Annotated in this window: 23 protein-coding genes and 1 tRNA gene; 11 read left to right on the plus strand and 13 right to left on the minus strand. The window is 66.1% G+C overall.

Translation table 11 applies throughout. From position 1 onward, the window contains the following. Positions 1 to 845, minus strand: an 845-nt coding sequence (locus tag V5A38_RS04055; RefSeq protein ID WP_332324467.1) for an isoaspartyl peptidase/L-asparaginase, incomplete at its 3' end; no start/stop codon positions are given. A gap of 145 nt (positions 846 to 990) precedes the next feature. Here V5A38_RS04055 and icd point away from each other — a divergent pair. Next, a complete protein-coding gene (icd, locus tag V5A38_RS04060; RefSeq protein ID WP_332324468.1) occupies positions 991 to 2,262 on the plus strand; it encodes an NADP-dependent isocitrate dehydrogenase in 1,272 nt (423 codons plus the stop codon). A gap of 362 nt (positions 2,263 to 2,624) precedes the next feature. Here the strand turns inward: icd and V5A38_RS04065 are convergent, their stop codons facing one another. Together V5A38_RS04065 and V5A38_RS04070 are read right to left on the minus strand one after the other, a co-directional pair. Beyond that, positions 2,625 to 2,966 carry a cupin domain-containing protein gene (locus tag V5A38_RS04065; protein WP_332324469.1) on the minus strand — a complete coding sequence of 114 codons (342 nt, stop codon included), beginning with the start codon at positions 2,964 to 2,966 and terminating at the stop codon, positions 2,625 to 2,627. Positions 2,967 to 3,493: 527 nt separating this feature from the next. Further along, positions 3,494 to 4,324, minus strand: coding sequence for an NAD(P)-dependent oxidoreductase (locus tag V5A38_RS04070; protein WP_332324470.1), 831 nt, complete (start codon positions 4,322 to 4,324; stop codon positions 3,494 to 3,496). Between the two features lie 112 nt (positions 4,325 to 4,436). Here V5A38_RS04070 and V5A38_RS04075 point away from each other — a divergent pair, with 112 nt between their 5' ends. Further along, positions 4,437 to 4,952 (plus strand): DUF5817 domain-containing protein, encoded by a 516-nt coding sequence (locus V5A38_RS04075; RefSeq protein ID WP_332324471.1) that lies wholly within the window; start codon positions 4,437 to 4,439, stop codon positions 4,950 to 4,952. A 255-nt stretch (positions 4,953 to 5,207) separates the two neighbouring features. On the opposite strand, the gene hmgA is transcribed toward V5A38_RS04075, so the two are convergent. Continuing rightward, on the minus strand, positions 5,208 to 6,437 hold the full coding sequence (hmgA, locus tag V5A38_RS04080) for a hydroxymethylglutaryl-CoA reductase (NADPH) (RefSeq protein WP_332324472.1): 1,230 nt from the start codon (positions 6,435 to 6,437) through the stop codon (positions 5,208 to 5,210). Positions 6,438 to 6,617: 180 nt separating this feature from the next. Here hmgA and V5A38_RS04085 point away from each other — a divergent pair, with 180 nt between their 5' ends. From V5A38_RS04085 to V5A38_RS04105, 5 genes are all read left to right on the plus strand, one after another. Then, positions 6,618 to 8,189, plus strand: a complete 1,572-nt coding sequence (locus V5A38_RS04085) for an amidohydrolase (protein ID WP_332324473.1) — start codon at positions 6,618 to 6,620, stop codon at positions 8,187 to 8,189. Between the two features lie 562 nt (positions 8,190 to 8,751). Continuing rightward, positions 8,752 to 9,063, plus strand: a complete 312-nt coding sequence (locus tag V5A38_RS04090) for a hypothetical protein (protein WP_332324474.1) — start codon at positions 8,752 to 8,754, stop codon at positions 9,061 to 9,063. Between the two features lie 42 nt (positions 9,064 to 9,105). Further along, the gene (locus tag V5A38_RS04095) at positions 9,106 to 9,366 is read left to right on the plus strand and encodes a preprotein translocase subunit TatA (RefSeq protein WP_332324475.1); all 261 of its coding nucleotides are present in this window, start codon (positions 9,106 to 9,108) and stop codon (positions 9,364 to 9,366) included. A 163-nt stretch (positions 9,367 to 9,529) separates the two neighbouring features. Then, a complete protein-coding gene (pyrF, locus tag V5A38_RS04100) occupies positions 9,530 to 10,384 on the plus strand; it encodes an orotidine-5'-phosphate decarboxylase (protein ID WP_332324476.1) in 855 nt (284 codons plus the stop codon). A 171-nt stretch (positions 10,385 to 10,555) separates the two neighbouring features. Further along, positions 10,556 to 11,101, plus strand: coding sequence for a J domain-containing protein (locus tag V5A38_RS04105; RefSeq protein ID WP_332324477.1), 546 nt, complete (start codon positions 10,556 to 10,558; stop codon positions 11,099 to 11,101). Here V5A38_RS04105 and V5A38_RS04110 read toward each other — a convergent pair whose 3' ends face one another. After that, entirely contained in the window at positions 11,102 to 11,977 is an 876-nt protein-coding gene (locus V5A38_RS04110) for a homoserine kinase (RefSeq protein WP_332324478.1), read from the minus strand. It lies immediately after the preceding gene. A 48-nt stretch (positions 11,978 to 12,025) separates the two neighbouring features. Continuing rightward, a complete protein-coding gene (locus tag V5A38_RS04115) occupies positions 12,026 to 12,277 on the minus strand; it encodes a hypothetical protein (RefSeq protein ID WP_332324479.1) in 252 nt (83 codons plus the stop codon). 1,126 nt (positions 12,278 to 13,403) lie between these two features. Between V5A38_RS04115 and msrA the strand changes: the two genes are divergently transcribed. Further along, complete coding sequence (gene msrA, locus V5A38_RS04120) at positions 13,404 to 13,940, plus strand: peptide-methionine (S)-S-oxide reductase MsrA (protein WP_345786272.1); 537 nt, start codon at positions 13,404 to 13,406, stop codon at positions 13,938 to 13,940. A 112-nt stretch (positions 13,941 to 14,052) separates the two neighbouring features. On the opposite strand, the gene V5A38_RS04125 is transcribed toward msrA, so the two are convergent. The 5 genes from V5A38_RS04125 to V5A38_RS04145 form a co-directional block, all read right to left on the minus strand. Next, positions 14,053 to 15,216 carry a Brp/Blh family beta-carotene 15,15'-dioxygenase gene (locus V5A38_RS04125; RefSeq protein ID WP_332324481.1) on the minus strand — a complete coding sequence of 388 codons (1,164 nt, stop codon included), beginning with the start codon at positions 15,214 to 15,216 and terminating at the stop codon, positions 14,053 to 14,055. Then, complete coding sequence (locus V5A38_RS04130) at positions 15,207 to 15,974, minus strand: lycopene cyclase domain-containing protein (RefSeq protein WP_332324482.1); 768 nt, start codon at positions 15,972 to 15,974, stop codon at positions 15,207 to 15,209. The genes V5A38_RS04125 and V5A38_RS04130 overlap by 10 nt, the downstream gene beginning before the upstream one ends. 77 nt (positions 15,975 to 16,051) lie before the next feature. Next, a complete protein-coding gene (locus tag V5A38_RS04135; RefSeq protein WP_332324483.1) occupies positions 16,052 to 16,801 on the minus strand; it encodes a bacteriorhodopsin in 750 nt (249 codons plus the stop codon). A gap of 52 nt (positions 16,802 to 16,853) precedes the next feature. Continuing rightward, positions 16,854 to 18,947, minus strand: a complete 2,094-nt coding sequence (locus V5A38_RS04140) for a bacterio-opsin activator domain-containing protein (RefSeq protein ID WP_332324484.1) — start codon at positions 18,945 to 18,947, stop codon at positions 16,854 to 16,856. A 509-nt stretch (positions 18,948 to 19,456) separates the two neighbouring features. Then, the gene (locus V5A38_RS04145; protein ID WP_332324485.1) at positions 19,457 to 20,698 is read right to left on the minus strand and encodes a Zn-dependent hydrolase; all 1,242 of its coding nucleotides are present in this window, start codon (positions 20,696 to 20,698) and stop codon (positions 19,457 to 19,459) included. An 80-nt stretch (positions 20,699 to 20,778) separates the two neighbouring features. Here V5A38_RS04145 and pyrE point away from each other — a divergent pair, with 80 nt between their 5' ends. Then, on the plus strand, positions 20,779 to 21,300 hold the full coding sequence (gene pyrE, locus V5A38_RS04150; RefSeq protein WP_332324486.1) for an orotate phosphoribosyltransferase: 522 nt from the start codon (positions 20,779 to 20,781) through the stop codon (positions 21,298 to 21,300). Between the two features lie 434 nt (positions 21,301 to 21,734). On the opposite strand, the gene V5A38_RS04155 is transcribed toward pyrE, so the two are convergent. Beyond that, positions 21,735 to 21,808, minus strand: a tRNA-Ile gene (locus tag V5A38_RS04155). A gap of 101 nt (positions 21,809 to 21,909) precedes the next feature. Beyond that, complete coding sequence (locus V5A38_RS04160; protein ID WP_332324487.1) at positions 21,910 to 22,506, minus strand: FxsA family protein; 597 nt, start codon at positions 22,504 to 22,506, stop codon at positions 21,910 to 21,912. Between the two features lie 154 nt (positions 22,507 to 22,660). On the opposite strand from V5A38_RS04160, the gene V5A38_RS04165 reads away from it, so the two are divergent. Both V5A38_RS04165 and hemA read left to right on the plus strand, forming a co-directional pair. Continuing rightward, entirely contained in the window at positions 22,661 to 23,059 is a 399-nt protein-coding gene (locus V5A38_RS04165) for a DUF5778 family protein (protein ID WP_332324488.1), read from the plus strand. Between the two features lie 179 nt (positions 23,060 to 23,238). Next, positions 23,239 to 24,501, plus strand: a complete 1,263-nt coding sequence (hemA, locus tag V5A38_RS04170; protein ID WP_332324489.1) for a glutamyl-tRNA reductase — start codon at positions 23,239 to 23,241, stop codon at positions 24,499 to 24,501. Positions 24,502 to 24,527 lie beyond the last annotated feature (26 nt).

Consider the following 24,527-nt stretch of genomic DNA (forward strand, 5'->3'; position numbering starts at 1 on the left):
CGCGTCGCCGTACTGGTCTGCATCCCGTCGGAGTTGAACGCGGCGCCGGTGCCGTCCTCGTCGCAGACGATAACTCCTGCTGAGGAGCCCGTTATCTCGTCGAACTCGTCGATGGCGGTCTCTGCAGCGGTCTGGGCGTCGGCGCCCTCCTCAAGGTGCCGGACCGCTCGCCGGGTGAGCGTCACCTTCGCGATGTCTTCGCCCGCACCGGTCGCCGAGGCGCCGCCGGCCGGCGTGCAGAAGAACCCCGAGCCGACCTGCGGGACGTCGCCCACGCGGCCCGCGAGCGCCCACGTCCGGCCGCCCGTGGAGGTGGCGGCGACGAACTCGCCGTCCTCGAAGGCCACGGCGCCGACGGTGTCGTGGCCGCCGAAGCGCTCTTCCAGCCACTCCAGATGGACTTTTGGCCCGGCCGTCGGTGGGTTTTCGTCCTCGTACTTCTCGCTGTTCTCGGGCGTGAGCAGGTCGACGTCGGTTTCGACGCCGAACTCGCCGGCCAGGTCGACAGCGTGCTCGCCGCTGACGAAGATGTGGGGGGTCTCCTCCATCACGACTCTGGCCGCCGACACCGCGTCGCGGACGCCGTCCATGCTCGCGACGGCGCCGGTCTCCCGGCCGGAGGTCATCACGCCGGCGTCGGTTCGGACCATCCCGTCGGACTGGACGGCGCCGCCGTAGCCCGCGTTGAAGCGGTCGGAGGCTTCGAGCACGTTGATCGCCGCCTCGACGGCGTCGAGGGGTGTGTCGGCCTCGGCGCCCGCGACGGCCGCGTCGTCGAGGACCGCCTGTCGGGGCTCGGGTTCGTCGGGGACGCCGCCGGCACCGCCGTGAACGATAATGCGCATAGCCGTCCAGCCGTCGGGCGCCATCATCAATCCACGGGAACCGGGGCTCCCGACCGGCTACTCGGCTCGTGAGGGCCACCTTGCGCTACGGCTATACTCGGAGAGCGGCAGGCATTTAGTGGCGCTGGCTGAACCGCTACGTGTTATGAGCTACGAGCACATCGAAGCGCCCGAGCAGGGCACGAAGATCCGTCTCGCCGACGAGGAGACCGGCGAGCTCGACGTTCCGGACCACCCCATCATCCCCATCATCCACGGGGACGGCATCGGGAAGGACGTCGGGCCGGCCGCACAGAAGGTGCTGACCGCCGCCGCGGAGGCGACGGGTCGGCAGGTCGACTGGATGGAAATCTACGCCGGACAGTCCGCCCGCGACATCTACGACGAGAACCTCCCCGAGGAGACGGTTCAGGCGATCCGTGAACACCGCGTCGCGATCAAAGGGCCGCTAACGACTCCGGTCGGCGCCGGCTTCCGCAGCCTCAACGTTGCGCTCCGCCAGACGCTCGACCTGTTCGCTAACGTCCGGCCGACCTACTACCTCGACGGCGTCCCGTCGCCGATGAAGGCGCCCGAGGAGATGGACATGGTGACGTTCCGGGAGAACACCGAGGACGTCTACGCCGGCATCGAGTGGGAGGCCGGCACCGAGGACGTCGAGAAGGTTCGGGACTTTGTCGAACAGGAGATGGGCTTCGACGACGTGATGCACGACGGCCCGATCGGCATCGGCATCAAGCCCATCACGGAGAAGGGCTCCAAGCGCCTCGTGCGTGAGGCGATCGACTACGCCGTCGAGAACGACCGCGACACGGTCACGCTCGTCCACAAGGGGAACATCATGAAGTTCACCGAGGGCCAGTTCGGCGACTGGGGAATGGAGGTCGCAGAGGAGGAGTACCCCGACGACGAGGTCTTCGCCGCACCGGACTCGCTCTGGGAGGAGCAGGACGAGGTCGACATCCCGGAGGACGCCGTCATGGTCGAGGAGCGCCTCGCCGACGCGATGCTCCAGTGGATGCAGCTTCGGACGGACGAGTTCGACGTCCTCGCCATGCCGAACCTCAACGGCGACTACCTCTCGGACGCCGCCGGGGCACAGATCGGTGGGCTCGGCATCGCGCCGGGCGCCAACTTCGGCCACGGCCGCTGTCTCGCCGAACCGGTCCACGGCTCCGCGCCCAAGCGCGCCGGCCAGGACAAAGCCAACCCGTCCGCGCTCATGCTCTCCGGCCGCCTCATGTTCGAGTACATAGGGTGGGAAGATGCCGGGACGCTGATCCGCGACGCTGTCGAGAAGACGATCGACGAGGGGACGGTCACCTACGACCTCGCGCGCCAGCGTGAGGACGCCGAGGAGGTCTCCACGACGGAGTATGCCGAGACGGTCGTCGAGAATATTCACGAACTCGCGTAAGCGAATCCCGATTCCGCGATTTTTCTGACTATTTGCAGGCCAAGCAAATCGACAGTTCTGATACTGCCGGACAGAAGTCAGTACAGACTCGCTCACCAGTCTCTGGCTCTCACACGAGCTGACGGCCGATTCACGGCAAGCGATGGTTGTATCATTCTGTCCGGCAGTATGACCAGAACGAAATGCTCCCTTCCTTACTCTCCCGCGTTCTCGAGTGCGAGAGTTCGCGCACTTGCGAGTAGGTCATCGCTATCGGTGTCGACCTCTACGAACTCTTCACGGAGTGCCTCCAGTGCCTCATCGGTCATCGCCGTTATCGGGTACGGACCCAGAAAAATGCTCGCGCCTGATTCGTCCCGGTGCTACTCCGCCCAGTCGGGGTCGGTGCGCGGCGGCGCGAACACGTCGATGCCTTTGACGACTTCGTCGCCCTCGTTCACCGCGCCGTGGACCTCGTCGCCGAGGAGGGTGTAGGACTCGCCCGGGCCAACGGTGATGCGTTCGCCATCTTCGAGTTCGAAGGTGAGTTCGCCCTGGGTGATGAGGCCAGCCTGTTCGTGGTGGTGTTCGTGAGACGGGACCTCGGCGCCGGGGTCGATGGAGAAGTGCTGGACGCTCGTTTCCCCGCCGGAGGCGCCGACGGTCAGGTGGACGTCGTCGACAGCTTCGACGTAGTCGGCTTCGTCTGGGACGTAATGGTCCATGTGGTGGTGTGGCGCGGGGAGACGTATAGTTCCTCAGTTCCCGGCGAATGGGTTTGGGGACTAAGTTGATATTCAGTGTCGGATGTTAGCGTGACTGCGGCCAGCATTACCGTCACCGCGGAGTTCCCAGGGACACCTGGACCGCACCGCCTGCCGCCCCGCGGCCTCAGGTCCTCCCCAGCCGGCTCGCTCGGGATTAACCCTCACGAGCCCCTCGCGCTTGGTCGCGCCACGAGGGCGCTCCCGCTTCGCGCCACCGCCGCGGAAGCGGTAGGCAGCGCGCGCTCGCGACCGGACCGCTGGCGAGCGCGCGGGGAGGTGAGGGGGTCTGCGGGCTGTGCCGGGCCTCGTGCCCGGCACACTACGATCCCAGAGTCCAAGCGACCTCAGCGTGCCGTTTTCGGGGTGATTGCTGTTTGCGGTTCCAAGTGTCCAAGCACACTTCGCTATGACGGTCGCAGTGCCGTCGCGGGTTGTCGTAGCTCTCTCAGCGCACTCACACCACAAAGGCATCCAACTCAACTCACTCAGTCCAACAACTCCTGCGGTGGCGACTGCCAATCAGACGCCGAATCCTCCGGCTCGTACCCCAGCAGCTCCTTCGTGTGCTCGATATCGAACCAGCTCCGCGGGTTGTCGCTGGTCGCGAAGAAGATCCCGAACTCCGTCTGCTCGTCGCTCAAACAACGCTCCACCAACTGCGCCCAATCGCGCAGTGAGAGCCACGTCCCCTTTAGACGCTTCACCTGCTCGGTGTACTTCTCGTCGCCGCGCTCCCAGTCGCCGCGCTCGACGCCCATCTCCGCGTCGCCGTAGGGGTTGTCGTACACCCCCGCACGGATGCTGGCGATGCGAGCGGCGTAGAACCGCTTGGGGTACTCGTGCTGTTCGATGTAGAACCGGCCCATATCTTCGCCGTACGCTTTCGACACGCCGTAGTAAGAGTCCGGCCGTTCGTCGTCGTCGACGGTCACGTTGGTGTCGTCGTCGAGCTCGTACACCTCCGGCTTCCCCTCCTCCTCCCACATCCCGGCGGCGTGGATGGAGGAGGCGAACAGCACCCGCTCGACCTCGGCGTCGGAGGCCGCTTCGAGCACGTTGTGAGTCCCGACGAGGTTGCTCTGGTGAACCGACTCCCATGACGCGGACACGCTCGGGTCCGCAGCGAGATGGACAACAGCGTCGACCTCGTCGAACGCCGGCCGGATGGCGTCGTAGTCGGAAACGTCGGCGACGTGGTCCACGTCCGGCGCCTCCTCCCGGTCGAGATAGACAAACTCGTGGGGGGAGTCCCCGTCGAGATACTGCTTGATTCCCGAGGCGACACGACCTTCCGAACCGGTAACGAGCACTCGCATACTTTGGAGTCGGGGGAAGTCGGGATAAGCCCGGGGATGGCGGTCAGATTCGAATTCGCTCCTCCGGATGCCTCCCGGAGCTTTCAACTCCGCGCCGCTCGCAGTCCCGGATATGTACGCCGTCGTCGGCTGCACCGACTGCGGGAGCTACTGGCTGCTCACGGACCCGAAACAGAGCGACTCGGCTACCTGTCCCACCTGCGGACGCCGCCACCAGACCAAGAAGCTCCGGACGTTCTACGAGAGCGAGGACCGCGAGGCAGCCAGGGAGGCCCGTGCCGCACTCCTGGCCAAGAAACACGGCGACAGCGAGGCGTTTGCCGACGTGGCCCACGTCTCCGAACTCGAAGCCCAGGTGGAGGAGAGCGGGATCTCTGAAGCGGCGTATCTCGAAGAGTCCGGTCTCGATCCCGACGAGGTGCAGGAAGCGGGAGACACCGCTCGCGAGCGCTCACGCAGCCGCGACGAGATCGTCCGCGACGCGGTCCGGGAGGGCGGGACGGAGCGCGAAATCGTCTCCTGCGCCGTCGAGGACGGGGTTCCGCGTGACGCCGCGACCAAGCTGCTGGAGAAGCTGCGACGGCAGGGGGAGGTTATCCAGTCCGGTGGGGAGCTCCGGTTGGTGTAGCGGACGGGAGACTACTTCTCAGCAATGGCGCGAAGCGCTCGCGCCGCCGTGCGCGAGCGAGCGCGAGGGACGAGCGAAGGGTTAGCCTGAGCGAGTCGGCTGGGGAGGACCTGAGGCCGCGGGGCGGCAGGCGGTGCGGTCCAAGTGTCCAAACCTCGAGACGCTGTTGCTGAGCGGAGCCGTCGAGAAAGCAGTCAGTAAACGCCAGAAACAGCATTCACCGTCGAAAACCGCTAAAAACCAGAAACCTACTCCCTATCGCCCCAGTTCAGCGTGCGCACTCGACAGATGTCGTGACGCAAGCGCAGACAACAACGACAACTCCCCGGCAAGCGCCCCGACCGCGACACACTCCGCGAGCGCGTCGCCGTTCTCGCCAGCCGGGTCGCCGCTGCCCCGGATCCCCAGAATATCCAGCCCCTCGGCCTGCGTTGGCAGTTTCGTCCCGCCGCCAACCGTCCCGACCTCGATGCTCGACAGCGAGATCGCCCCGTAGAGGCCGTCCTCGCGGGCCTCCATCGAGACGATCCCGTTGCTCCCCTCGACGACCTGCGCGGCGTCCTGCCCGGTCGCGAGATACATCGCGGCGACGACGTTCGCCGCCTGCGCGTTGAACCCAAGACTCGCGGCTTTCGCGCTGCCGAGCAGGTTCTTCCGGGTGTTCACCTCGCTGATCGCCTCCGGCGACGTCTTGAGCGTCGACTCGACCGCCTCCCGCGGGATGCTCACCTCGGCGGTCACGCTCCGCCCACGGCCCTCGACTGCGTTGATCGCGGCGGGCTTCTTGTCCGTGCACATGTTCCCCGAGAGCGCGACGAGCGAGGCGTCCGTCTCGTCCTCGACGACCTCGGCGGCTTCTCGGGTGGCGATGGTCGCCATGTTCATCCCCATCGCGTCGGCCGTATCGTAGCGGAAGCGCAGGTGGACGCTGTCGGCGACGACGTAGGGCGTCACGTCGAGCAGCGTCCCGTGGCTGGTCGTCGACTCCGCGGTCGCCCGGAGCTGCTCGACGTTGTCCCGGGCCCACTCCGCCAGCGCTTCGGCCTCGGCGATCCCCGAGACGCGGAAGACGGGCGCGCGGGTCATCCCGCGTTTGGTGACGCGGACCTCCGCGCCGCCGCTGTCGTCGATGACCGAGCAGCCGCGGTTCACCGACGCCAGCAGCGCGCCCTCGGTGGTCGCCAGGGGGAGATACGTCTCGCCCTCGTAGGCGCCGCCGTTGACCGTCACGGGCCCGGCGACGCCCATCGGAATCTGGGCCGCGCCGATCATGTTCTCGATGTTGCTCTCGGCGGCCTGCCCCGCGGGGAGGGAGTAGTCCGCCGTCGTCTCCAGGTCCGCGCCGGAGTGCTCCTCGACGAGACGCCGGCGGGTCGCCGCGGCGGTGTCTGCGTCGGCGTAGTCCTCGAGCTCGTAGAGCCGGCGGTCACCGCTCCGAACACGCTCGGCCAACTCCTCGGCGGCGTCGGCATCGTAATCGCTCATCGTCGGGGAGTTCCGCTGGACGAGGCAAACCGTTACCGGTCTCACGTGGCGCGCTGGTTCGTCGGTCCCTCCCCGTATGACCGTCGCGATTTGGCCGCGTAGCCGCCGCAGGCTCCGCCGGTCGACCGCCGCGCACCCGCATCCCGAACGGTTTTGCCCGCGCCCGCCGCCCTCCAACACATGACCGAGGCCGCCGACCGTGTCTTCATCGACGGCGAGATTCACACGCTGACCGATCCGGACGAGACGTCCGAGGCAGTTGCCGTCCGCGACGGCGAGATCGTCCGGCTCGGCTCGACGTACGACGTGACGTTCCTCGCGGGTGCCGAGACCGAGGTGGTCGACCTCGGGGGCCGCGTGCTCCTGCCGGGGTTCATCGACGCCCATACCCATATGACCACGCTCGGGCGGTATCTCGTTCACGCCGACCTCTCGGGCGCTGATGACCTGGACGAGGCCGTCTCCCTGCTCCGCGAGCGCGCGGCGGAGACCGACGGCCCCGCCGAGCCCGAGTGGGTGCTTGGCTACGGCTACGACGAGAGCATGTGGCCCGAGGACCGCTATCTCGACCGGGAGGACCTGGATGCCGTGAGCGAGGAGCGCCCGGTCGTCGCCTTTCGCGAGGACATGCACGTCGCCTCGGTCAACAGCGTCGTCCTCGACCGCTACGAAGACGAGATGGCCGACGCCGACGTCCACGACGAGATTCGCGGAAGCGATGCTTCCGACCACGACGCCGAACCGACGGGCGTGCTCGTCGAGGAGGCCGTCGACGTGCTCTACGACGCAACGTCGCCGGATGCTGCCGAGACGGGGCGGCTCCTCACGGCCGCGCAGGCACACGCGAACGAACTGGGCGTGACCGGTGTCCACGACATGGTCCGGGGCTCCTACGCGCCCGAGGTGTACCGCGATATGGATCTCGGGAACGAACTCTCGCTCCGAGTCCGACTCAACTACTGGGCCGACCACCTCGACGCGCTCATCGAGACGGGGCTGTGCACCAACCACGGCTCCGAGATGGTTCGGACGGGTGCCGTGAAAACGTACACCGACGGAACGTTTGGCGGCCGAACCGCCCAGATATCGGCGCCGTACCACGACGACACGAGTGAGAACGGTACCTGGGTCGTCGACCCGGAGGAGCTCACCGACATCGTCCAGCGTGCCGACGAGGCCGGCTTCCAGGTGAGCGCCCACGCCATCGGCGACGTGGCTATTGACGAGGTGCTCGACGCCTTCGAGCGCTGTGACGACCCCAGCGGGATGCGCCACCGCGTTGAGCACGTCGAACTCGCCTCCGCGGAGGCCATCGAGCGCTTCGGCGACATGGGGGTCGTTGCCTCGGTCCAGCCGAACTTCCTCAAGTGGGCGAAAGACGACGGGCTCTACGAGTCCCGACTCGGTGCGCGCCGCTTCGAGACGAACCGCTACGCGCTGCTCAACGGCGCCGGCGCGCCGCTTGCGTTCGGCTCGGACTGCATGCCGCTCGATCCGCTCCAGGGCGTTCACCACGCCGTCACCACGGCGGTCGACGCCCAGCGACTCTCGGTGACGGAAGCGCTGCGGGCGTACACGCTCGGCGCCGCCTACGCCGGCTTCGACGAGGGGCGCCTCGGAACCGTCGAAACCCACAAGCTGGCGGACTTCACCGTCCTCGAGCGCTCGCCCTGGGAGCACGACGACGAGATCGCGGAGATCGACGTGGCGATGACCGTCGTCGACGGCGACGTCGTGTACGACGACCGGTAATCGGCGCTCGACCGCGCGGTCACGGCTCCGCTCGCCGTCGTGGCCGCTGGCAGGTTCTGTCTGCCCGATGCCGCTCTCCAGCACGCAGTCTAGCCCCTGCTCGAACTCCGCGTCCGAGAGCTCCCCCGCGGCGTCGCGCTGCTGGAGCGTGGCAATCAGGTCGGTCTCCGGCTTGGCGGTCGGCGTCTCCTGTGCGGCAGGGGTGGCCTCCTGGGGTGCGGCCTCGGCCTGCTGGACGAGACCGGCGCCGAAGGAAACGGCGAGGCCAGCCGCGGCGACGGTGGCGAGCACGGCGACGACGATGGCACTTGGAGAGCCCGAAATCGGTGTCGAGAGAGCGCAGATGACGGTCGGCCCCACCAGCGCAGCCGTCAGCAGCATCCGGCTCCGCGCGCGTTCGGGAGCGAAGCGGTGGAGCAGGCTGTTCATCTCTGCGGGCTGTCGCTATCGATTCAAATCGTCTCTGCCCCGGCCGGGACAGTATGAGTCGGCACCGATGGCCGCCCAGAACACGGGTTGAACGGGGAAAAGGCCCATAGCGTCCCCACCCGACGTACCGACCATGGTTCCCCTGTTCGGTGCGCTCCCCGGCGGCCCGGAGATACTGATCATCATGGTCGTGATGCTGCTGCTCTTTTTCGGACCCGTCGTCGCGATCGTCTACCTCCTCCTGCGGCGCTCCAGCGGGTCCGAGGAGGTCGACGAGGAGGTTGCTGAGATGCAGGCCCGTATCGACGAACTGGAAGCCCAGATCGCCGCCGACGCCGCCGGCGACGAGAGTGCGGGCGAGCGTGAGACTGCCGGCGAGGCTGGCGAGGCGCTGGCCGATGCGGGCACGGAAACCGGCGAGGACGACACCTGCCACACGCTGTAGACCGGGGAAACAGCCATACTCCTTGCCCTCCAGCCTCCGGCTATGGTCCCGCTGTTCGGCGGCGTTCCGGGTGCACCCGAGCTACTGATTATCCTCCTCATGTTGCTGTTGATGCTGGCAGTTCCGCTCGTAATCGCTGTCGGGCTATTCCTTCTCGGGCGCTGGACGGCCAGCAGTGACGTGAGTGAGGCAGAACTCGAGACGCTCCGGAACCGTATCGACGAATTGGAGGCCGAACTCGCAGACGAAGCCGGGGACGGTGACAGTGGCGACTCCGAAACCGACCCGGACGCCGGCAACTGATAGTGATTACTGCGAATAGTGTCATCGACGGTGTCGAAAGACGCCGGTTCAGGGGCTCCCATCACCGACACGGATGGTCACGGCGGGACAGACTCGCAGTAATCACTATGAGCAGCCGCCCGCGAACGACAGCACTCTTGCCCTCCCGGTACGCGCTCCCAGTATGTCCTTCTTCGACGACCTCGCCGCCCGCATCGCGGAGACCGACAGCGTGGTCTCCGTCGGCCTCGACGCCGATATGGACCGCCTCCCCGAGTTCCTGGCCGACGCCGACCTCCCCCGCTGGGCGTTCAACCGCCGGATCATCGACGCGACCCACGAGCACGCGGCCTGCTACAAGCCAAACGCAGCGTTCTACGAGGATACCGACGGCTGGCGCTCGCTCCGGGAGACGGTCGCCTACGCTCACGGGAAGGGGGTGCCCGTCCTCCTCGACGCAAAGCGTGCCGACATCGGTAACACCGCACGCAAGTACGCCGACGTCCTGGACGAGGTCGACGCCATCACCGTCAACCCGTATCTCGGTCACGACTCGCTCCGGCCGTTCCTCGACCGTGCCGAGAAGGGGGTGTTCGTGCTCTGTCGCACCTCCAACCCCGGCGGTTCGGACCTCCAGGGGCTCGAACTCGCCTCGGGGGAGCGGCTCTACGAGCGCGTCGCCGGGCTGGCGGCGCTCTGGAACGAGCACGATAACGTCGGCCTCGTCGTCGGCGCCACCGCGCCCGAGGAACTGGGTGAGGTCAGGGAGTCCGTCCCGGAGATTCCGTTTCTCGTCCCCGGGGTAGGCGCGCAGGGCGGTGACGCCGAGGCGGCCGTCGAGCACGGCCTGACGGAGTGGGACGGCCGCGACGTCGGCCTCGTCAACTCCTCGCGGGGAATCATCTTCGCCGGCGAGGAGGTGGGGCGCAACGTCGTCTCGGGCGCCTCGGGCGGACGGGAGACGAGCGAGGACGCCTACTTCGAGGCTGTGGGGGAAGCGGCCAAGAACCTGCAGAAGCAACTCAACCGGCACCGGTGATAGTGATTACTGCGAATCGTGTCATCGACGGTGTCGAACGACGCCGGTTCAGGGGCTCCCATCACCGACACGGATGGTCACGGCGGGACAGACTCGCAGTAATCACTATGAGTGGCGGTCCAGAGGGCCACCAGCGAGGGGCTTAGGTGGCCGGCCCCCCTTACCGTATCCGTGGAGTTCGACCGCGACACTCTCGGAATCGTACTCGCCGGCGTCTTCGCGGGCTTGGCGGTCCTCCTGGCGATCGTCGCGCTCGCGAAACAGCCGTTTCTCCTGCTTCTAGCGCTCCCTTTCGCGGCCGCGGCGTATCTCGTCTGGCAGGGTGCGACGGGGGCGTTCCCCCTGGGCGGTCGGGCTCGGCGGGTGAGCCCCGAAGAGGCACGAGAGGCCCGCGCACGGCGCGCCGAACGCGACCCCGCAGGTGGGCGTGAGGGGTTCGATTCCCGCGATCGCCGTGATCGCACTACCGACCAGCGTTGGCAACGAACGGACGCCGGCGGACGGCAAAGCGAGCACACCCGGCGCGGCCAGCAGTCCGAGAGCCTCGCGCGACGGGAGGCCGCGCGCGTGCTCGGCGTCGACGCCGACGCCGAACCAGCGGTAGTTCGGAGCGCCTACCGGGAATCAGTGAAGGACGTCCATCCTGATGCCGAAGGCGGAGATAGGCAAGCGTTCCAGCGCGTCAACGAGGCCTACGAGCGGCTCACGCAGGAGTAGCTACAGTAGTTCCGCGCCCCGCCCGACGTCAGTTCGGTAGGCGCGCGCGTCCGCACCGTGTTCCTCGAACGCGCCGACCATCGCGCTGGCAACCGACCGGCGGTCGTCGGCGCCACAGACTGCGACGACGCCCGGGCCGGAGCCACTGACCGTGACGCCGTACGCACCGGCCTCCTCGGCTGCGGCGACGGCATCGTCGTATCCCGTGATGAGTTGGGCCCGTCGTGGGGTGACGACGCTGTCGTCCATCCCGCTGCCGACGAGTTCGGGTTCGGAACGACACATTCCGACGGTGAGCGTCGCCGCACGACCGACCGTTTCGACCATCTCTTCGATAGAGACGTCGTCGGGGACGACCTGTCGAGCGTCGCGGGTGGAGATCGGTTCCTCCGGGAGGCAGACGACCAGCGGGACGCTCGTGGCGACGGAGTGGACGCGCTCCGCAGTGGCGACGGTGAAGCCGCCGAGCAGCGCGGGCGCGACGTTGTCTGCGTGGGGCGTGCCGGCGACGACGGCTTCGCCCTCGGCGGCGATGGGAACGAGTTCCTCGCGGCTCAGCCCGCGGTCGTAGAGGTCGTTGAGCGCGACGGCGGCGCCGGCGGCGGAGGCCGCCGAGGAGCCGAGGCCGGAGGCTGGCCGGACGCCTTTGTCGATACGGATGTGTGCGGGGGCGTCGAGCGCTTCGGCGACGGCGCCGACGGTGTTGCGCTCGGGATCTTCGGGGATGTACTGGGCTCCCGCGCCGGTGACCTCGATTGTGGTTCGGTTCGCGCGCTCGACGCGGACGATGTCCGCCGGCCGCCCGAGGGCGACGCCGAACGTATCAAAGCCGCTGCCGAGGTTGGCGCTGGTGGCGGGTGCCCGGACGGTTCGCATGCGAGTCCGTATCGCAGTTCGAACGAAAAAGGTGGCGTTCGGCGCCTGCTACTCGTCGCCGATGGTGAACAGCATCGGCCCGATGACGAGCAGCGCGAGCCCAACGAACAGATATATCTTGGAGTTGATGGCCTGCGGGGTCAGCAGGAACAGGAGGCCGAACCCGGCGAAATGGAGGCCAAGCAGCTTCTTCGACCCGAGCGGGAACAGGCCGAGCGTTCCCAGGACGAACACGAGAAGCAGTACCTGCCCGATCTCGTAGTTGAGCAGGAAACTGTCGATGACCTGGAGCGGAAGCATCTCTTAGCGGTACTCCGACCGAACGCCGCTTTAAACTTCTGTTATCCTTGCTCGCCCTCGGGGCCGAGGAACGCCACGTTGCTGAGCCAGTCATGCCACACCAGCCAGGGGTCAGCCCGTAGCCGCCGCCGACGAGAGCGAACGCGCATGGTTCGAGGCGCCAAAGCCACGTCGTCAGTGCCAGACGACAGCGGCTTCCGGTGTGCAAGCAGCAGCGCGGCTTCTGAGAACCGTGCGGAGCGAAGAGTCACAGGAAGCCCGACACAGTCCGGCCACATTCCGAAAGAGTGCCGCTCTTTCGAGTCCCATCATCAGAACGCGAACCGTTCTGGGTCGCGGCGAGAAACCACCTGCTTCTGAGATAGCGAGCCGCGGGAGCCGAGACCGTTGGGGCCCTTCCGTTGGTGATCACAACCTCGCCGCGATTGCCGTGTATCTGGACAGTAGCCTCCAATCTGCGCTGTTGAAGATGGGAGACAGGTACGGATTCACTCGATGGGTTTGATAGTGATTACTGCGAGTCTGTCCCGCCGTGACCATCCGTGTCGGTGATGGGAACCCCTGAACCGGTGTCTTTCGACACCGTCGATGACACTATTCGCCGTAATCACTATGAGAAGACGAGGTCGAGACGGCGACGGTGGCCGTCGCTTTATTCGACTTCGTCGAGACAGCACTCCGTGTAGCCAAACACGCGTTGGAGAAACGAGTGGGAGTCCGACTCAGGCGTGCTTGCCCGCGAAGCCCAACATCGTCCGCCTGTTCGTCCGCAACAACCGAAAAGAAACTCGCTAAAACGCTATGGTCCTACTCACGTCCCGCATTTTCAATACAGCACTACAATCGACTACAGGGAGCAGGTTGACTCCAAAACAACCGTTGCGTTGCGGGACGTGACGTCGACGGTCACCGGGCCTGTCAGCGATAGTGCCGACCTGGCAGATGAATCACCTGGCCATCAGACGGAACAGGCGTAGCACTCTCACAACCGTCGGACGCTGGACTGCTCGGTCGGTGTGACAAGTTCTCGGCCGAACCGTGGGCGAGTGAGTTCACGACCGTTTCGTGGGTGTCGCCGAGGGCCGTGCACGTCAGGTACATACGCATGGCTCCCCAATTAGGGGTAATGTCGACTGAGCACGCGACGTTCGGCGGCGGCTGCTTCTGGTGTATCGAGGCGGCGTTCGAACCGCTCGACGGAATCGAGTCGGTGACCTCGGGCTACGCCGGCGGGCACACCGAAGAGCCGAGCTACCGGGCGGTCTGTACCGGGAACACCGGCCACGCGGAGGTCGTCCAGCTCGCGTACGACCCCGAAACGATCAGCTACGAGGAACTGCTCGAGGTGTTCTTCACTATCCACGACCCCACGCAGCTGAACAGGCAGGGGCCGGACGTGGGCTCGCAGTATCGCTCGATCATCCTCACACACGACGAGGAGCAGCGCGAACTGGCGGCGTCCTACATCGATGCGCTCGACGAGGAGGGCGGCTACGACGACGAGGTCGTCACCGAACTGGCGCGGCTCGAGGAGTTCTACCGCGCCGAGGAGAAACACCAGGACTACTTCGCGAAGAACCCGAACGACGCCTACTGTTCGATGCACGCCCAGCCGAAAGTCGAGAAAGTCAAAGAGACGTTCCGCGAGAAGCTGGCGGCGTAGGGGCCCACAGCCAGGGCAGGGGGCCCTCGAAACGTCGGTAGCCACCGGTCCTGATTCTCTCGGTCACCGCTGAATGTGAGCACGGGTACGCCGACCGCGAGTCACATCCGAATCACTGTCGCAACTCCGCACTCGTGACCGGTTCGACGGCCCAGATACCCTCCACGTAGTCCATCATCCACACGACGACGACGTGTGGGAGCGTTACCACGGAGATGAACACGAGATACAGCGCGGCGTACTCGGGGAGCGTCCGTGCCGTCGTCGGCACCACGGCCCCGAAGCCGACGAGGAGCACCAGCGAGAGCAGCGTTAGCGGCGCCGCGTCGCGAGCGAACCGCGTCGCCGCACGCCTGAGCCACGCGGCGAGCGCGGATGGCGTGGCCGACGCCTCGTCTGGCGGGTCCAGCAGCACCAGGCGAGCGATATGGCGGAGCGCGTGCCAGCAGGTGAAGTAGAGCCCGACGGCGACGAGCGGGGGGACGAGGGCGAAATACGCCCAGAGTAGCCCAACCTCTGTGGCATCGACCTGCCACGCGCGCCGAGCGCTCGAGTTCGCTCCAACTGTCAGCCACCCCGCTGCGACCGTTCCGAGGGTGAGGAGTGCGAACCCGGCGCCGAGTACCGCCCGCGTCCCCGGCGCGAACAGCCACGGTAGGGAAAGCGGCGCGCCGAACAGCGCGACCCACGCAGAGACCACCGTCCGGTATCGGTCGGGAAACGCGAGCAGCGGGACGAACATCGGGAGCCCGCCTCTGACGGCGAGGGTTGCCACGCGGAGCGCGCGCGACCGCAGGTGCGTTGCATCGAGCAGGCGCACCAGTACCCAGACGTCGCCCTGACCCCAGTGGACCACCGTCATCACGATAAATGCGAGTGCGGCGATCCGCGGCGCCTGAAGCCAGATGACGACGTAGCCGCCGCCGAGCAGGAGGTAGGCGACCCCGACTGCGGCGGCGCTTCGCCGTGTGGACCCGGTGAGGTGGCGGCCGTCTCGTCCCCCAACCCTCGCGGGCACGAGATGGTCGACCGCGCCATGTGGCAGGCCGAACAGCACGACACTCAGCGCCAGCGGAAGGTATCGGAGCGCCAGCGGGAGCGAGATCGACGTCGCCGTTCCGAGGAGGGCGAGGACGGTCAGAGCGAGAAACAGCACCCGAACGGGGCGCCCGAGGACAGCGAGCGCGAGAGTCGCGGCGTCGCCGTCGGCTTCCGCGGCGTCTCCCTCACGTCCCGCGGCGGTGTGCTCTGTCTCGCCCGGGCCGCTTACCGCCATTTATCACGCACCCAGCGGGCGAGCACCAGTCCCTGGACGACGAATACGTTGGTCACCACGAAGAACAGCGCCTCCTCGACGGGCAGGCCCGCGACGGTCACCCCAGTCGTGTAGGTGTGGGACAGCTCCCAGACACCCTGGTGGATGGCGATACGGTCGATGATCGAGAGGTACAGGGATGGCACGGCTACCCCCAGTAGCACCGTCCGGTACCGGTCCAGTAGCGCGGGCGCGCCGACGGCCCACTGGAGCGCGAGCACCGGCGCCGCCCACGCCAGGATGGCGCCGAGGTAGAACGTCGGGTCGGCCTGCAGGAACCACCAGCCGAGCACGAACAGGGCGCCAGCGAACCCGATGCCCGCCAGGCGCTCGCGGTTCCGGGACCGGAGGCCCCAGGAGCGCCGGTCCGGGTTCGGGGGGTCCGCCGGGAGATGTGAGAGCCACAGCGCCGTCACCACGGTCTGTGCGGCGAAGAAGGCGTACTCCGAGACCGGCGCGTACCCGATTCGGGCAAGCACCCGGTCGGGACCGTAGCTCCAGACTCCCTGTGCGATGAGGAAGTTGTCCCACGGCGTGGTGTACGCGACGGCCAAGCCGACCAGTAGCGCCACGTCGAACCAGTAGCTCCGGCTGGCGCCTTCGACCCAGACGGTGCGCCCGCGGGCAAGACGGCGCGACACCGTCGCCGCCGCGAGAAGTGCGAGCACCGCCGGGAAGACGAACGCGGCGTGGAACTGTGGGTAAGTCAGGCCGGTCATCGATGGAGTGGACAGCGGAGGTTCGGGTCGGTCGCCCGGTCGTAACGAACGAGGGATGTGCGGGGCTGCGGAACGGGTTAGTCGGCAGCCACCTCAGCCGTGCCGGATGCGGAACTCACCGCGTCGAGGGCGCTTCGACTGGTCAGCAGGATGTAGCCGAAGCCGACCTTGGCGACCAGATCGAGCACCATGAACCCCGCCGTCTCGATGTTGATGCCGACCACGTTCAGCCCCTCGGTGCCCACGAGCCACCAGACTGGGTAGACCAGCCAGACGACCACGATGAGCGTCCGGAGCGTCTCGAACGTGGAGCGGACGTCTGCGCCGAGCTCGTCGAGACGGTCTTCGAGCGTGCCGTAGAGCATGTACAGCAGCACGAGCAGGAAGGCCGTGCTGACGCCCCACCAGACGAGTCGTCGCGCGCCCACCGAGAGTGCGCCCGCGCCGGCCGAGAGGGTGGCGATGGCACCGGTGCCGATCATCAGCATGTCGAGGCCGACGAGGCTAGCGAGCTGGTTCCGGTTCGCCCCAGCGAGCAGGCCGAGGTCGATGAGCAACAGCGGTGTTGTGAAGAACCAGTCCGTATACCGTGCCCAGTAGATTGGGAGGTCTTCTCCTGCGATCGTTACGGTTGTCAAGCCGAACCCCAACGCCATTGCGAGATAGTTCACGAACGCAATAGCTGTGATGAATATGGTCACGATATAGAACTCCTGTCTGCGTTCGTTGGTTTCGCCCCACCCGCGGGCGATGAAGTAAACCATCCCGACGAACATTCCGACTGTTCCGAGCCACAACCACAACGATTCTGCACCTGGATTTGGCATGTTACAATTGGTAGCTCCGGGGTAGACATGGGTAAATACCGTACACAACCAGTTAGGGTTGCTCGGCGACCGGCCCCACGGCCTCGTGGAACGCCTCGACTACTTTCCGGAGTGCGGCACGCAGGTGCTGATGGAACGTCGAGCGAGCCACCCCGAAGCTCTCGGCGAGTTCGTTGCCATCGGTGTCCCGCGGCCACTCGAAGTAGCCGGCGGCGGTGGCGACCGTCAGCGCGTGGCGCTGCCGGTCGGTGAGGCGCTCGTCGACGTCGACGACGAACTCCGTCAGCGTCGTCTCCCGGGCCGGCCGCTCCCGGAACCCCCGTACGTCGATCCTCCCGAACTGTTCCTCGACCGCGGCCACGAGCGCTCTCGCGGACGCCTCCCGTGCGCCGCGGGCGACGATGGTCTCCCGCCCGACATCGACACGGAGGTCCGCCAGCCGGAGGCCGTGTGCGCCGACGGCGTCGAGCAGCGGCAGTTCACACAGGTCGAACTCGAACAGTGAGTTCTGCTCCCGCTCGGCGAGACAGGTCCACGAACGGACCCCTGGAACCGCGTCGGCGGCGGCCCCGAGTTCGGCTGCAGTCGCTCCGGAGGCGGTACAGAGCACGCTTCGGCCGGTCTCATCCGGAACTACCCCGGCCTGTCGGAGCGAGCAATCCGCCTCCTCGGCCAGGCGGACGAGCGGTAATTCGGACGATGCAACGGTGAACTCGACCTCGAAACCGCTGTCGGTAGTGAGGGAGCTCTGGCTGTCGATGGCGTTCAGGCCGATGCCGATCGACCGGCCGATGGAGGCCAGGAGCGCCGACTCCTCGCGACCGAACGAGGTCTCATCGTCGGTGTACACACAGAGCAGGCCGAACAGGGTGTCCCGGTAGGTGACCGGCACTGCTGCCACCTCCCTCACTGCTGGGTGCCGTTCGACGTCCTCGGCCACCACAACCGTTCGGGTCTCGACCGCCTCGGCAAGGAGCGCCGGCTCCGGCCGAGCCGCTCCGTCGTCAGTTTCGCTGACCGTCGTCCCGCCGTCTGTGGGGACGACGGATGGTCCATCGCCCAGCGAGACGGCACCCAGCGTCTCGCCCGGGTCGTCGCCCAGCGAGGATACGGCCGTCCAGTTCGGCTCTACCCGCTCGCTTGCGGGGTCGTACGTCGCCAGCCACGCGGCCGCGTAGGTATTGCCGAGTCGCGAGCAGGTCGTCTCACCCAGCGCCGAGCGGGTGCCGGCCTCGACCACCGCGCCAGTCACCTGCTCGACTACCCCGCCGAGGCGCTGTAACAGGCTCTGGAACGTCTCGCGCTCCTCGGCCAGCGCCGCCCGATGGCGGTCGGCGGCGCGTTCGGCACGCTTTCGCCGGGTCACGTCGGCCTGGAAGCCGGCGTAGTGGGTGATGTTCCCGGCCCCGTCACGAATCGGCGCGAGCGACACCTCCTGCCAGAACAGCTCGCCGCTCCGGGTGTAGTTCCTGATCTCGACGGTCACCGACTCACCGGCATCGATGGCGTCTCGCATTCGCTCGACGGATTCGGCTGTGGTAGCCGGCCCCTGCAGGAACCGACAGTTGCGTCCGAGCGCCGCTTCGTGGCTGTAGCCGGTCTGTTCGACGAACTGATCGTTCACGTATACCAGCGGTTCGTCCGGCTGCCGCATGTCCGAGACGGTGATTCCCACCGGCGCTTCGTCGAGAACCTGTGCTGTCGACGGGGGTGTTCCGTCGGGTTCGACCGCAGCGTGGACGCTCGCCGCGACCTCCTCGAGCGCTGGCTCGTTCGTCGGCTTCGCTTCGTCTGTGGCGAGTTCGTGAAGCACCCCAGCCAACCGCGCCACGGGGTCGGGGCCCGATGCGGTGACAGTGACGACGTCTGTGTCAGTGCTGGGCGCTGCAACGTCACCGACGACACAGCAGGGAGTGCCCTTCTCGCCCGCCGTCGCGACGAGTTCGTCGGCCCCGTCCTCGGTGCCGGCTACGAGGAGCACGTCCGCCCGCCCGTCGGTGATTCGGCGCCGCGCCCGGCCGCACGCGGCGGCGCGACTGACCACGAGCCCGGTGTCACGGAGGCGGTCACAGACAGCCGACGCCGCACCGACCGTCGATGGTAGGGCTCCAGCGACAACAACGTGTGGTGTTTGGCCGGTAGCCATGGTGAAGTGTGTATAACTGTGGATAGGGCTGTATAGATGTTGCCCTGCCGGAGGACATCCGAACTGCTGGAGGGACGTGGCGCCGTCGATAGCCTCTCTGTGCTAGTCAGCGACGAGCTATGCCGGTTCTGGAGTCCGGATACACCATCCTCACGGGCTAACTACGATTCTGCAAGCAATTGATGGCATAGTCCGGCGCTTCGGGCAGGTTCAGTGTTCGTGGGCTGGTGCTCGCAAATCGATCGACACCGAGACGAACGCGAACAACTCGCTCGAGTCCCCAGCCGCCGCGGTTCTACTCGTCGGCACGAGTCGGCAGATACGCCGGTGGCAGTTCCTGCCATGCTCTCGTTCGTCGCGGCACAAGTGGGGCTAGCTGGGTGACGAATCGTTTCGGTGGAAGTCGGTAACTGGAACTCCCGGGCTGGTTCTGGAGCTGCGTCATTCTTGTTCCGACCCAACACACGCCCATTCTGATATCGTGCGCTCCCTGGGCAGTCCGCGCTTTCTCAGGTGTCTGGAGTAGATAGTACCTGTGCCGTCGCAATCGCAGCAGACCGAATGGATTCAGGATACGTCTCCTCCTTTGGACTGTGACTGATTCCTCTGACACTCGGGACGAACAACATGCCAGTCGGGATACCCGCTTGCTGGAAGTTCATCGCGTCGTGGCCGCCCCCGCTGGGAAGCTGAAGATACTCTGCGTCGGTCACAGACGCCGCGCCAGTGAGTTCCTCGATGGCACTTTCCGAGAGTGAGACCGGATCAGACCGGTCGATTTCGGCCTTCGAGACCGACACGTCGCGTTTGTCAGTAATCCGTGAGAACTCGTCGAAAATACCGCGCTCGACCTCGTCCCGAGACGGAACCTCGTCACTCCGGATGTCTAACGGGAAAGCCACCTCTCCACAGACTTTGTTGATCGCGCCGTCTCGGGCGGTGATATCGCCGACTGTCGCCACGACGTCGTCCGTGTCTGAGGCAACCCGTTCGACGGCGGTGATCAGCTCCCCGGCTGCAGCCAGGGCGTCCGCCCGCAGTCCCATGGGGGTAGCTCCCGAGTGATCGTACGCACCCTCGACCGTCACGTTGTACCGAACAGGGGCACGGATGCTCGTCACGATTCCCAGATCGTCGCCAGACTCCACCAGGACCCGCCCTTGCTCGATATGCGTCTCGTAGAAACGACGGATTCGTGAGAGATCTAGCATCGGTTCGGACAGGTCGGAGGGTTGGTGCCCGTCACGCTGCATCGCCAACCAAAGTGGAACGTCGTTCTGATCGGTACGGGAAAAATCCTCGACCGTCAACATTCCGAGTGCCCCCCGACTCCCGATCGTATGGCAGCCGAACCGTGCTGATTCTTCGCCCCGAAACACGGCGAGCGTAGGGGGCGCCGCTGTACTCGTTTCGCCCGTCTCGAGGACATCTATGGCTTCCATCGCAACCACAACTCCGAGTGCTCCGTCGAGTCGCCCTCCGTTGTAGACTGAATCGAGATGACTCCCGACGAGTGTGGTTTCTGCGGACTCCAGGTCCGGACTCGCGTAGAGATTACCGAGCGAGTCTGTGCGTATCTCGATCGAATCGTCCAGTTCGGACCTGACGAAATCGAACGCGGTACTCTCCTCCTTGGAATACGCCAGTCGAGTAACCCCTCCATCCTCGGTTCTCCCGATGCTCATGATCTCGTCCAGACGCCGCTGCATGCGTTCCAGATCGACGGACTCCGTGACGGGAGGATTTTCCATGAGAGATTGTAACAAGCCGACTGGCAGTTAAAAACGTTCGGTACTCACTACTATACCATCGTTGTGCCAATGAAGAGATGATGACTGATATCGCAGACCGAATCGAGGAAAGTGGCGCGATCAAGCGAGGGAGTTTCAGCCTGTCGGACGACACGATGTCTGACTACTACGTGGATAAGTACGTGTTCGAAACGCGACCCGAGCTTCTTGCCGCGATCACGGACTCCCTCGCGAAACGAGTTGATGAAGCGTACGACCTGATCGCGGGGCCGTCACTGGGCGCTGTCCCACTCGTGACCGCACTCTCCCTCGAGTTGGGTATCGACTCCGTGTTCATTCGAAAGGGGAGTGGACTCCGAGGGACCCAAGCGCGCATCGAGGGCGACGTTCGGAAAGGCATGCGTGCGATCGTTGTCGAGGACGTCACCATGACAGGGGGCACGGCGGTCGAATCCGCTCAGATCCTCGAAGAGTCCGGAGCAACCGTCGAGCGGATTATATCGGTTGTCGACCGAAACGAAGGCGCCGCTACAATGATCTCTGATGCAGGGTACGAGTTCGATCCCGTTGTCACGATTGGGGATGATATCTCGATCGAGTAACTACAACCGTTACCGGAAAAAAGGAGGACAGTATTGTGACGAGGCTGTCTGTTGCATCCTGTTTTGAGACGTCCAGAGTTCTCGGGCTTTATGACCGGAACACATCAAATCAGCGAGTCTGTTGCTTTGACCGCCCGGGCCAGGCAGTTTCGCCGAGGGATTTGAACGGCATCTTCCGCTCCTCGCGGTCACAGGAAACCTGAGCTTCACTGTTTTGGCAGGGTTCTCGTCCGGCGCTTCGACTGCGCGCGAACTGTATTACTCGGTGTCGCCTTTGGCTAAGTGCAGGGGAGTACAGCGTTGACCCGTCTTCAGGGACTACTGCGCTGACGTCGATAGAACAACGTCTCAGAAGTGGTAGAACGTCGAATTGAGGTGGCTGGGGAGCCACAACGGCCCGAATTGGTCCGGCTGGAGACCAGCCGGCACCTGGATGGGCCAACACGGATTTGAACCGCGGGCCTCCCGGTTATCAGCCGAGCGCTCAACCTGACTGAGCTATTGGCCCAGGTGAGCGCATCTCCGACTTGGCCGTGATATCGGTTAAGGCTTTCTCTTCGCTATCCCGTCGCCTGCGGCTGGTTCTGCTCTCGTGCCCGGCCGCCGACCTCACTCGTCTTCGACGCGGTACGAGTCCGAGTCCACGTCGTACACGTCCTCGTCGTCGCTCGCGTCGCCGCTGGTGCCCCCAGCGCCGCCGAACGGGCCGTGATCACCACCATCGCCACCGAACGGGCTCCCGCCAGCGGCGCCGAAGGGGCCGCCGGCACCGTCGCCGTCGCCCTGTGGGAAGCCGCTGGTCCAGACGCCGCCGGTGACGAAGCCGTCGGTTTTCTCGTCCAGTTTCGGGATGACTACGAACCGCTTCAGCACCGTGCGGATCGGATAGCGCGTCGGCGGCAGCGCCAACAGGAAGCCGATGGCGTCCGTCACCACGCCGGGGGTGAGGAGGAACGCGCCGGCGACGATGAGTAGCGCGCCGTCGAGCAGTTCGTTCGCCGGCGGCTCGCCCCGGGCGGCTTTCTCCTGAATGCGTCTGAGTGTGTGGCGGCCCTCCGCGCGCACGAGCAGCATCCCGATGAGCCCCGTGAGCACGACGAGCAGCACCGTCGCCTGCCACCCCAGGTAATCGGCGACGACCACCAGCATGAGGGCGTCGACGAGCGGGATGAGCAGGAGCGCGGGGATGACGTACCGGAGTCGCACACGTGTAATTACGGTGGCGCGCGGATAGCCTTTTCGCGTGTGAGACCGGGCCACGGTGGCGGAACAGGACAGGTCTGGGATCGGAGCGCACGCAGAGGTGCGCCGGGCGGCTGCGAACCGCCACCGGTAAGACCGCTCCCGAGAATACGTGCATATGGCCGACGCCGTCGACGACGACCTCTACCAGCGGGCCAAACGCCTGCTCGAACCGGGTGACATCGAACTCGTGGGCTGTCTGGTCCACACGGAGCTGAGCGGCCAGCAGGACCTGGAGATGCACGAACTTACGGTCGCGCTCAACGACATTATCGCGGAGCACGCCGGGAAGGGCGAGGCGTACATCTACGCCGGCAACGACAGCGATGAGTTCTCCTCCAACCAGTTCCAGGGGAAAACAATCGAAAACGAGGAGTTCGTCTGGGAGTGCCAACAGCTGCTTCGTGGGGGGAGCTTCGACCTGGTGTTCTACTACGAAGCCGGCGTCGAGCAGGAGGCGCTCGCGGACGATATCGCTGCTCTCGACCACGTTGAGGGCGTGACGCTGGTTCCCTGACAACCCGGCATCGGTTCCCGTTTCGCGGCCCACTCCGCCCGCCCCAGACACCCCGTGAGTTCCGCCCCATTTCGATGTGAGAACAGAGTGACGGCAGGCGGTTCACCGGGTTCGGAAGCTTTTACCGGGGTGGCTGATTATCCCCGTCGAGAGACGTGACCCGAGGAGTCATCACTGGAGTGAGCGTCTCACACACGCTCGCCACCGTCGAAGAGCTGGAGTCCGCGGCGCCCGTCGATGCCGGCGAGGCCGCGAAGACGCTCGCGGCTCGTCAGGGCGTGAGCGAGAGCGTCGTGCTCGCCACCTGCAACCGCGCGGAGGCGTACGTCGTCGCCGAGACTGCCGATATGGGTCACGACGCGTTGGCTGATTTCGCTCCCGAAGTCCGTGAGGGCGCAGTTTCCCGGTTCGGCCACGAGGAGGCGATCCGCCACCTGATGCGGGTCGCCTGCGGCCTGGAATCACTCGTGCTCGGCGAGGACCAGATCATCGGGCAGGTCAAGGAGAGTCTCGAACGCGGCCAGGAGTCCGGCACTATCGGTCCCGTGCTCGAGGAGGCACTGCTGAAAGCCGTTCACGTTGGCGAGCGCGCCCGAACGGAGACGGCCATCAACGAAGGAACCGTCTCGATGGGCTCGGCAGCCGTCGAACTCGCGGCCCAGGAGGCCGACCTGAGCGACGAAACCGCACTTGTCCTCGGCGCCGGGGAGATGGGGACCCTCGCGGCCCGCGCGCTGGCTGACGCCGGCGTCTCCCGCTTGCTCGTCGCCAACCGCACGCTCACCAACGCTGAACACATCGCCCAGGACGTCGGTGTCGAGGCGGAGGCCGTCGGGCTGTCGAACGTCGTCGACGCAACCGAGGAGGCCGCCGTCGTCGTCGCCGCCACCGGCGCCCCCGAACCGGTTCTGTCCGCCGAGGCGCTCGACGGGACCGAAGCTGTCTGTGTCGACATCGCCCGCCCGCGGGATATCGAGCCGACGGCCGACGAGCTGCCGGGCGTTACTGTCCACGATATCGACGATCTGGAGGCCGTCACCGAGAACGCCCACGCCCAGCGCCGCGAGGAAGCTCGCCAGGTCGAGGCGATGATCGACGCCGAACTCGACCGGCTGCTCGACTCGTTCAAGCGCGCCCGCGCCGACGCCGCCATCAGCGGCATGTACGAGGGCGCAGCGCGGATGAAGTCCCGAGAGCTCGACGAGGCGCTCACCAAGCTCGAGGCCCAGGGCGAGCTGACCGACCAACAGCGCGAAACCGTCGAGGCGCTCGCGGACTCGCTTGTCTCTCAGCTGCTCGCCCCGCCGACCAAGAGCCTCCGGGAGGCCGCCGCTGAGGACGACTGGACCACCATCCGGACCGCGATGGCGCTGTTCGACCCGACCACCGACGCCGTCGACGCCGAGGGCGCGCCGGACGGCGTCGAAGAACGGGGTTCCTGAGCCGGGCGAAGCTTTTCCCTTGCAGC

Source organism: Halolamina sp., from assembly GCF_036626355.1.
Taxonomy (GTDB): domain Archaea; phylum Halobacteriota; class Halobacteria; order Halobacteriales; family Haloferacaceae; genus Halolamina.

Excerpts from the sequence above, each read along its gene's own strand:
- icd (WP_332324468.1), top strand. The coding sequence starts at position 991 with ATGAGCTACGAGCACATCGAAGCGCCCGAGCAGGGCACGAAGATCCGT.
- V5A38_RS04065 (WP_332324469.1), bottom strand. The coding sequence starts at position 2,966 with ATGGACCATTACGTCCCAGACGAAGCCGACTACGTCGAAGCTGTCGAC.
- V5A38_RS04070 (WP_332324470.1), bottom strand. The coding sequence starts at position 4,324 with ATGCGAGTGCTCGTTACCGGTTCGGAAGGTCGTGTCGCCTCGGGAATC.
- V5A38_RS04075 (WP_332324471.1), top strand. The coding sequence starts at position 4,437 with ATGTACGCCGTCGTCGGCTGCACCGACTGCGGGAGCTACTGGCTGCTC.
- hmgA (WP_332324472.1), bottom strand. The coding sequence starts at position 6,437 with ATGAGCGATTACGATGCCGACGCCGCCGAGGAGTTGGCCGAGCGTGTT.
- V5A38_RS04085 (WP_332324473.1), top strand. The coding sequence starts at position 6,618 with ATGACCGAGGCCGCCGACCGTGTCTTCATCGACGGCGAGATTCACACG.
- V5A38_RS04090 (WP_332324474.1), top strand. The coding sequence starts at position 8,752 with ATGGTTCCCCTGTTCGGTGCGCTCCCCGGCGGCCCGGAGATACTGATC.
- V5A38_RS04095 (WP_332324475.1), top strand. The coding sequence starts at position 9,106 with ATGGTCCCGCTGTTCGGCGGCGTTCCGGGTGCACCCGAGCTACTGATT.
- pyrF (WP_332324476.1), top strand. The coding sequence starts at position 9,530 with ATGTCCTTCTTCGACGACCTCGCCGCCCGCATCGCGGAGACCGACAGC.
- V5A38_RS04110 (WP_332324478.1), bottom strand. The coding sequence starts at position 11,977 with ATGCGAACCGTCCGGGCACCCGCCACCAGCGCCAACCTCGGCAGCGGC.
- V5A38_RS04115 (WP_332324479.1), bottom strand. The coding sequence starts at position 12,277 with ATGCTTCCGCTCCAGGTCATCGACAGTTTCCTGCTCAACTACGAGATC.
- msrA (WP_345786272.1), top strand. The coding sequence starts at position 13,404 with ATGTCGACTGAGCACGCGACGTTCGGCGGCGGCTGCTTCTGGTGTATC.
- V5A38_RS04125 (WP_332324481.1), bottom strand. The coding sequence starts at position 15,216 with ATGGCGGTAAGCGGCCCGGGCGAGACAGAGCACACCGCCGCGGGACGT.
- V5A38_RS04130 (WP_332324482.1), bottom strand. The coding sequence starts at position 15,974 with ATGACCGGCCTGACTTACCCACAGTTCCACGCCGCGTTCGTCTTCCCG.
- V5A38_RS04135 (WP_332324483.1), bottom strand. The coding sequence starts at position 16,801 with ATGCCAAATCCAGGTGCAGAATCGTTGTGGTTGTGGCTCGGAACAGTC.
- V5A38_RS04140 (WP_332324484.1), bottom strand. The coding sequence starts at position 18,947 with ATGGCTACCGGCCAAACACCACACGTTGTTGTCGCTGGAGCCCTACCA.
- V5A38_RS04145 (WP_332324485.1), bottom strand. The coding sequence starts at position 20,698 with ATGGAAAATCCTCCCGTCACGGAGTCCGTCGATCTGGAACGCATGCAG.
- pyrE (WP_332324486.1), top strand. The coding sequence starts at position 20,779 with ATGACTGATATCGCAGACCGAATCGAGGAAAGTGGCGCGATCAAGCGA.
- V5A38_RS04165 (WP_332324488.1), top strand. The coding sequence starts at position 22,661 with ATGGCCGACGCCGTCGACGACGACCTCTACCAGCGGGCCAAACGCCTG.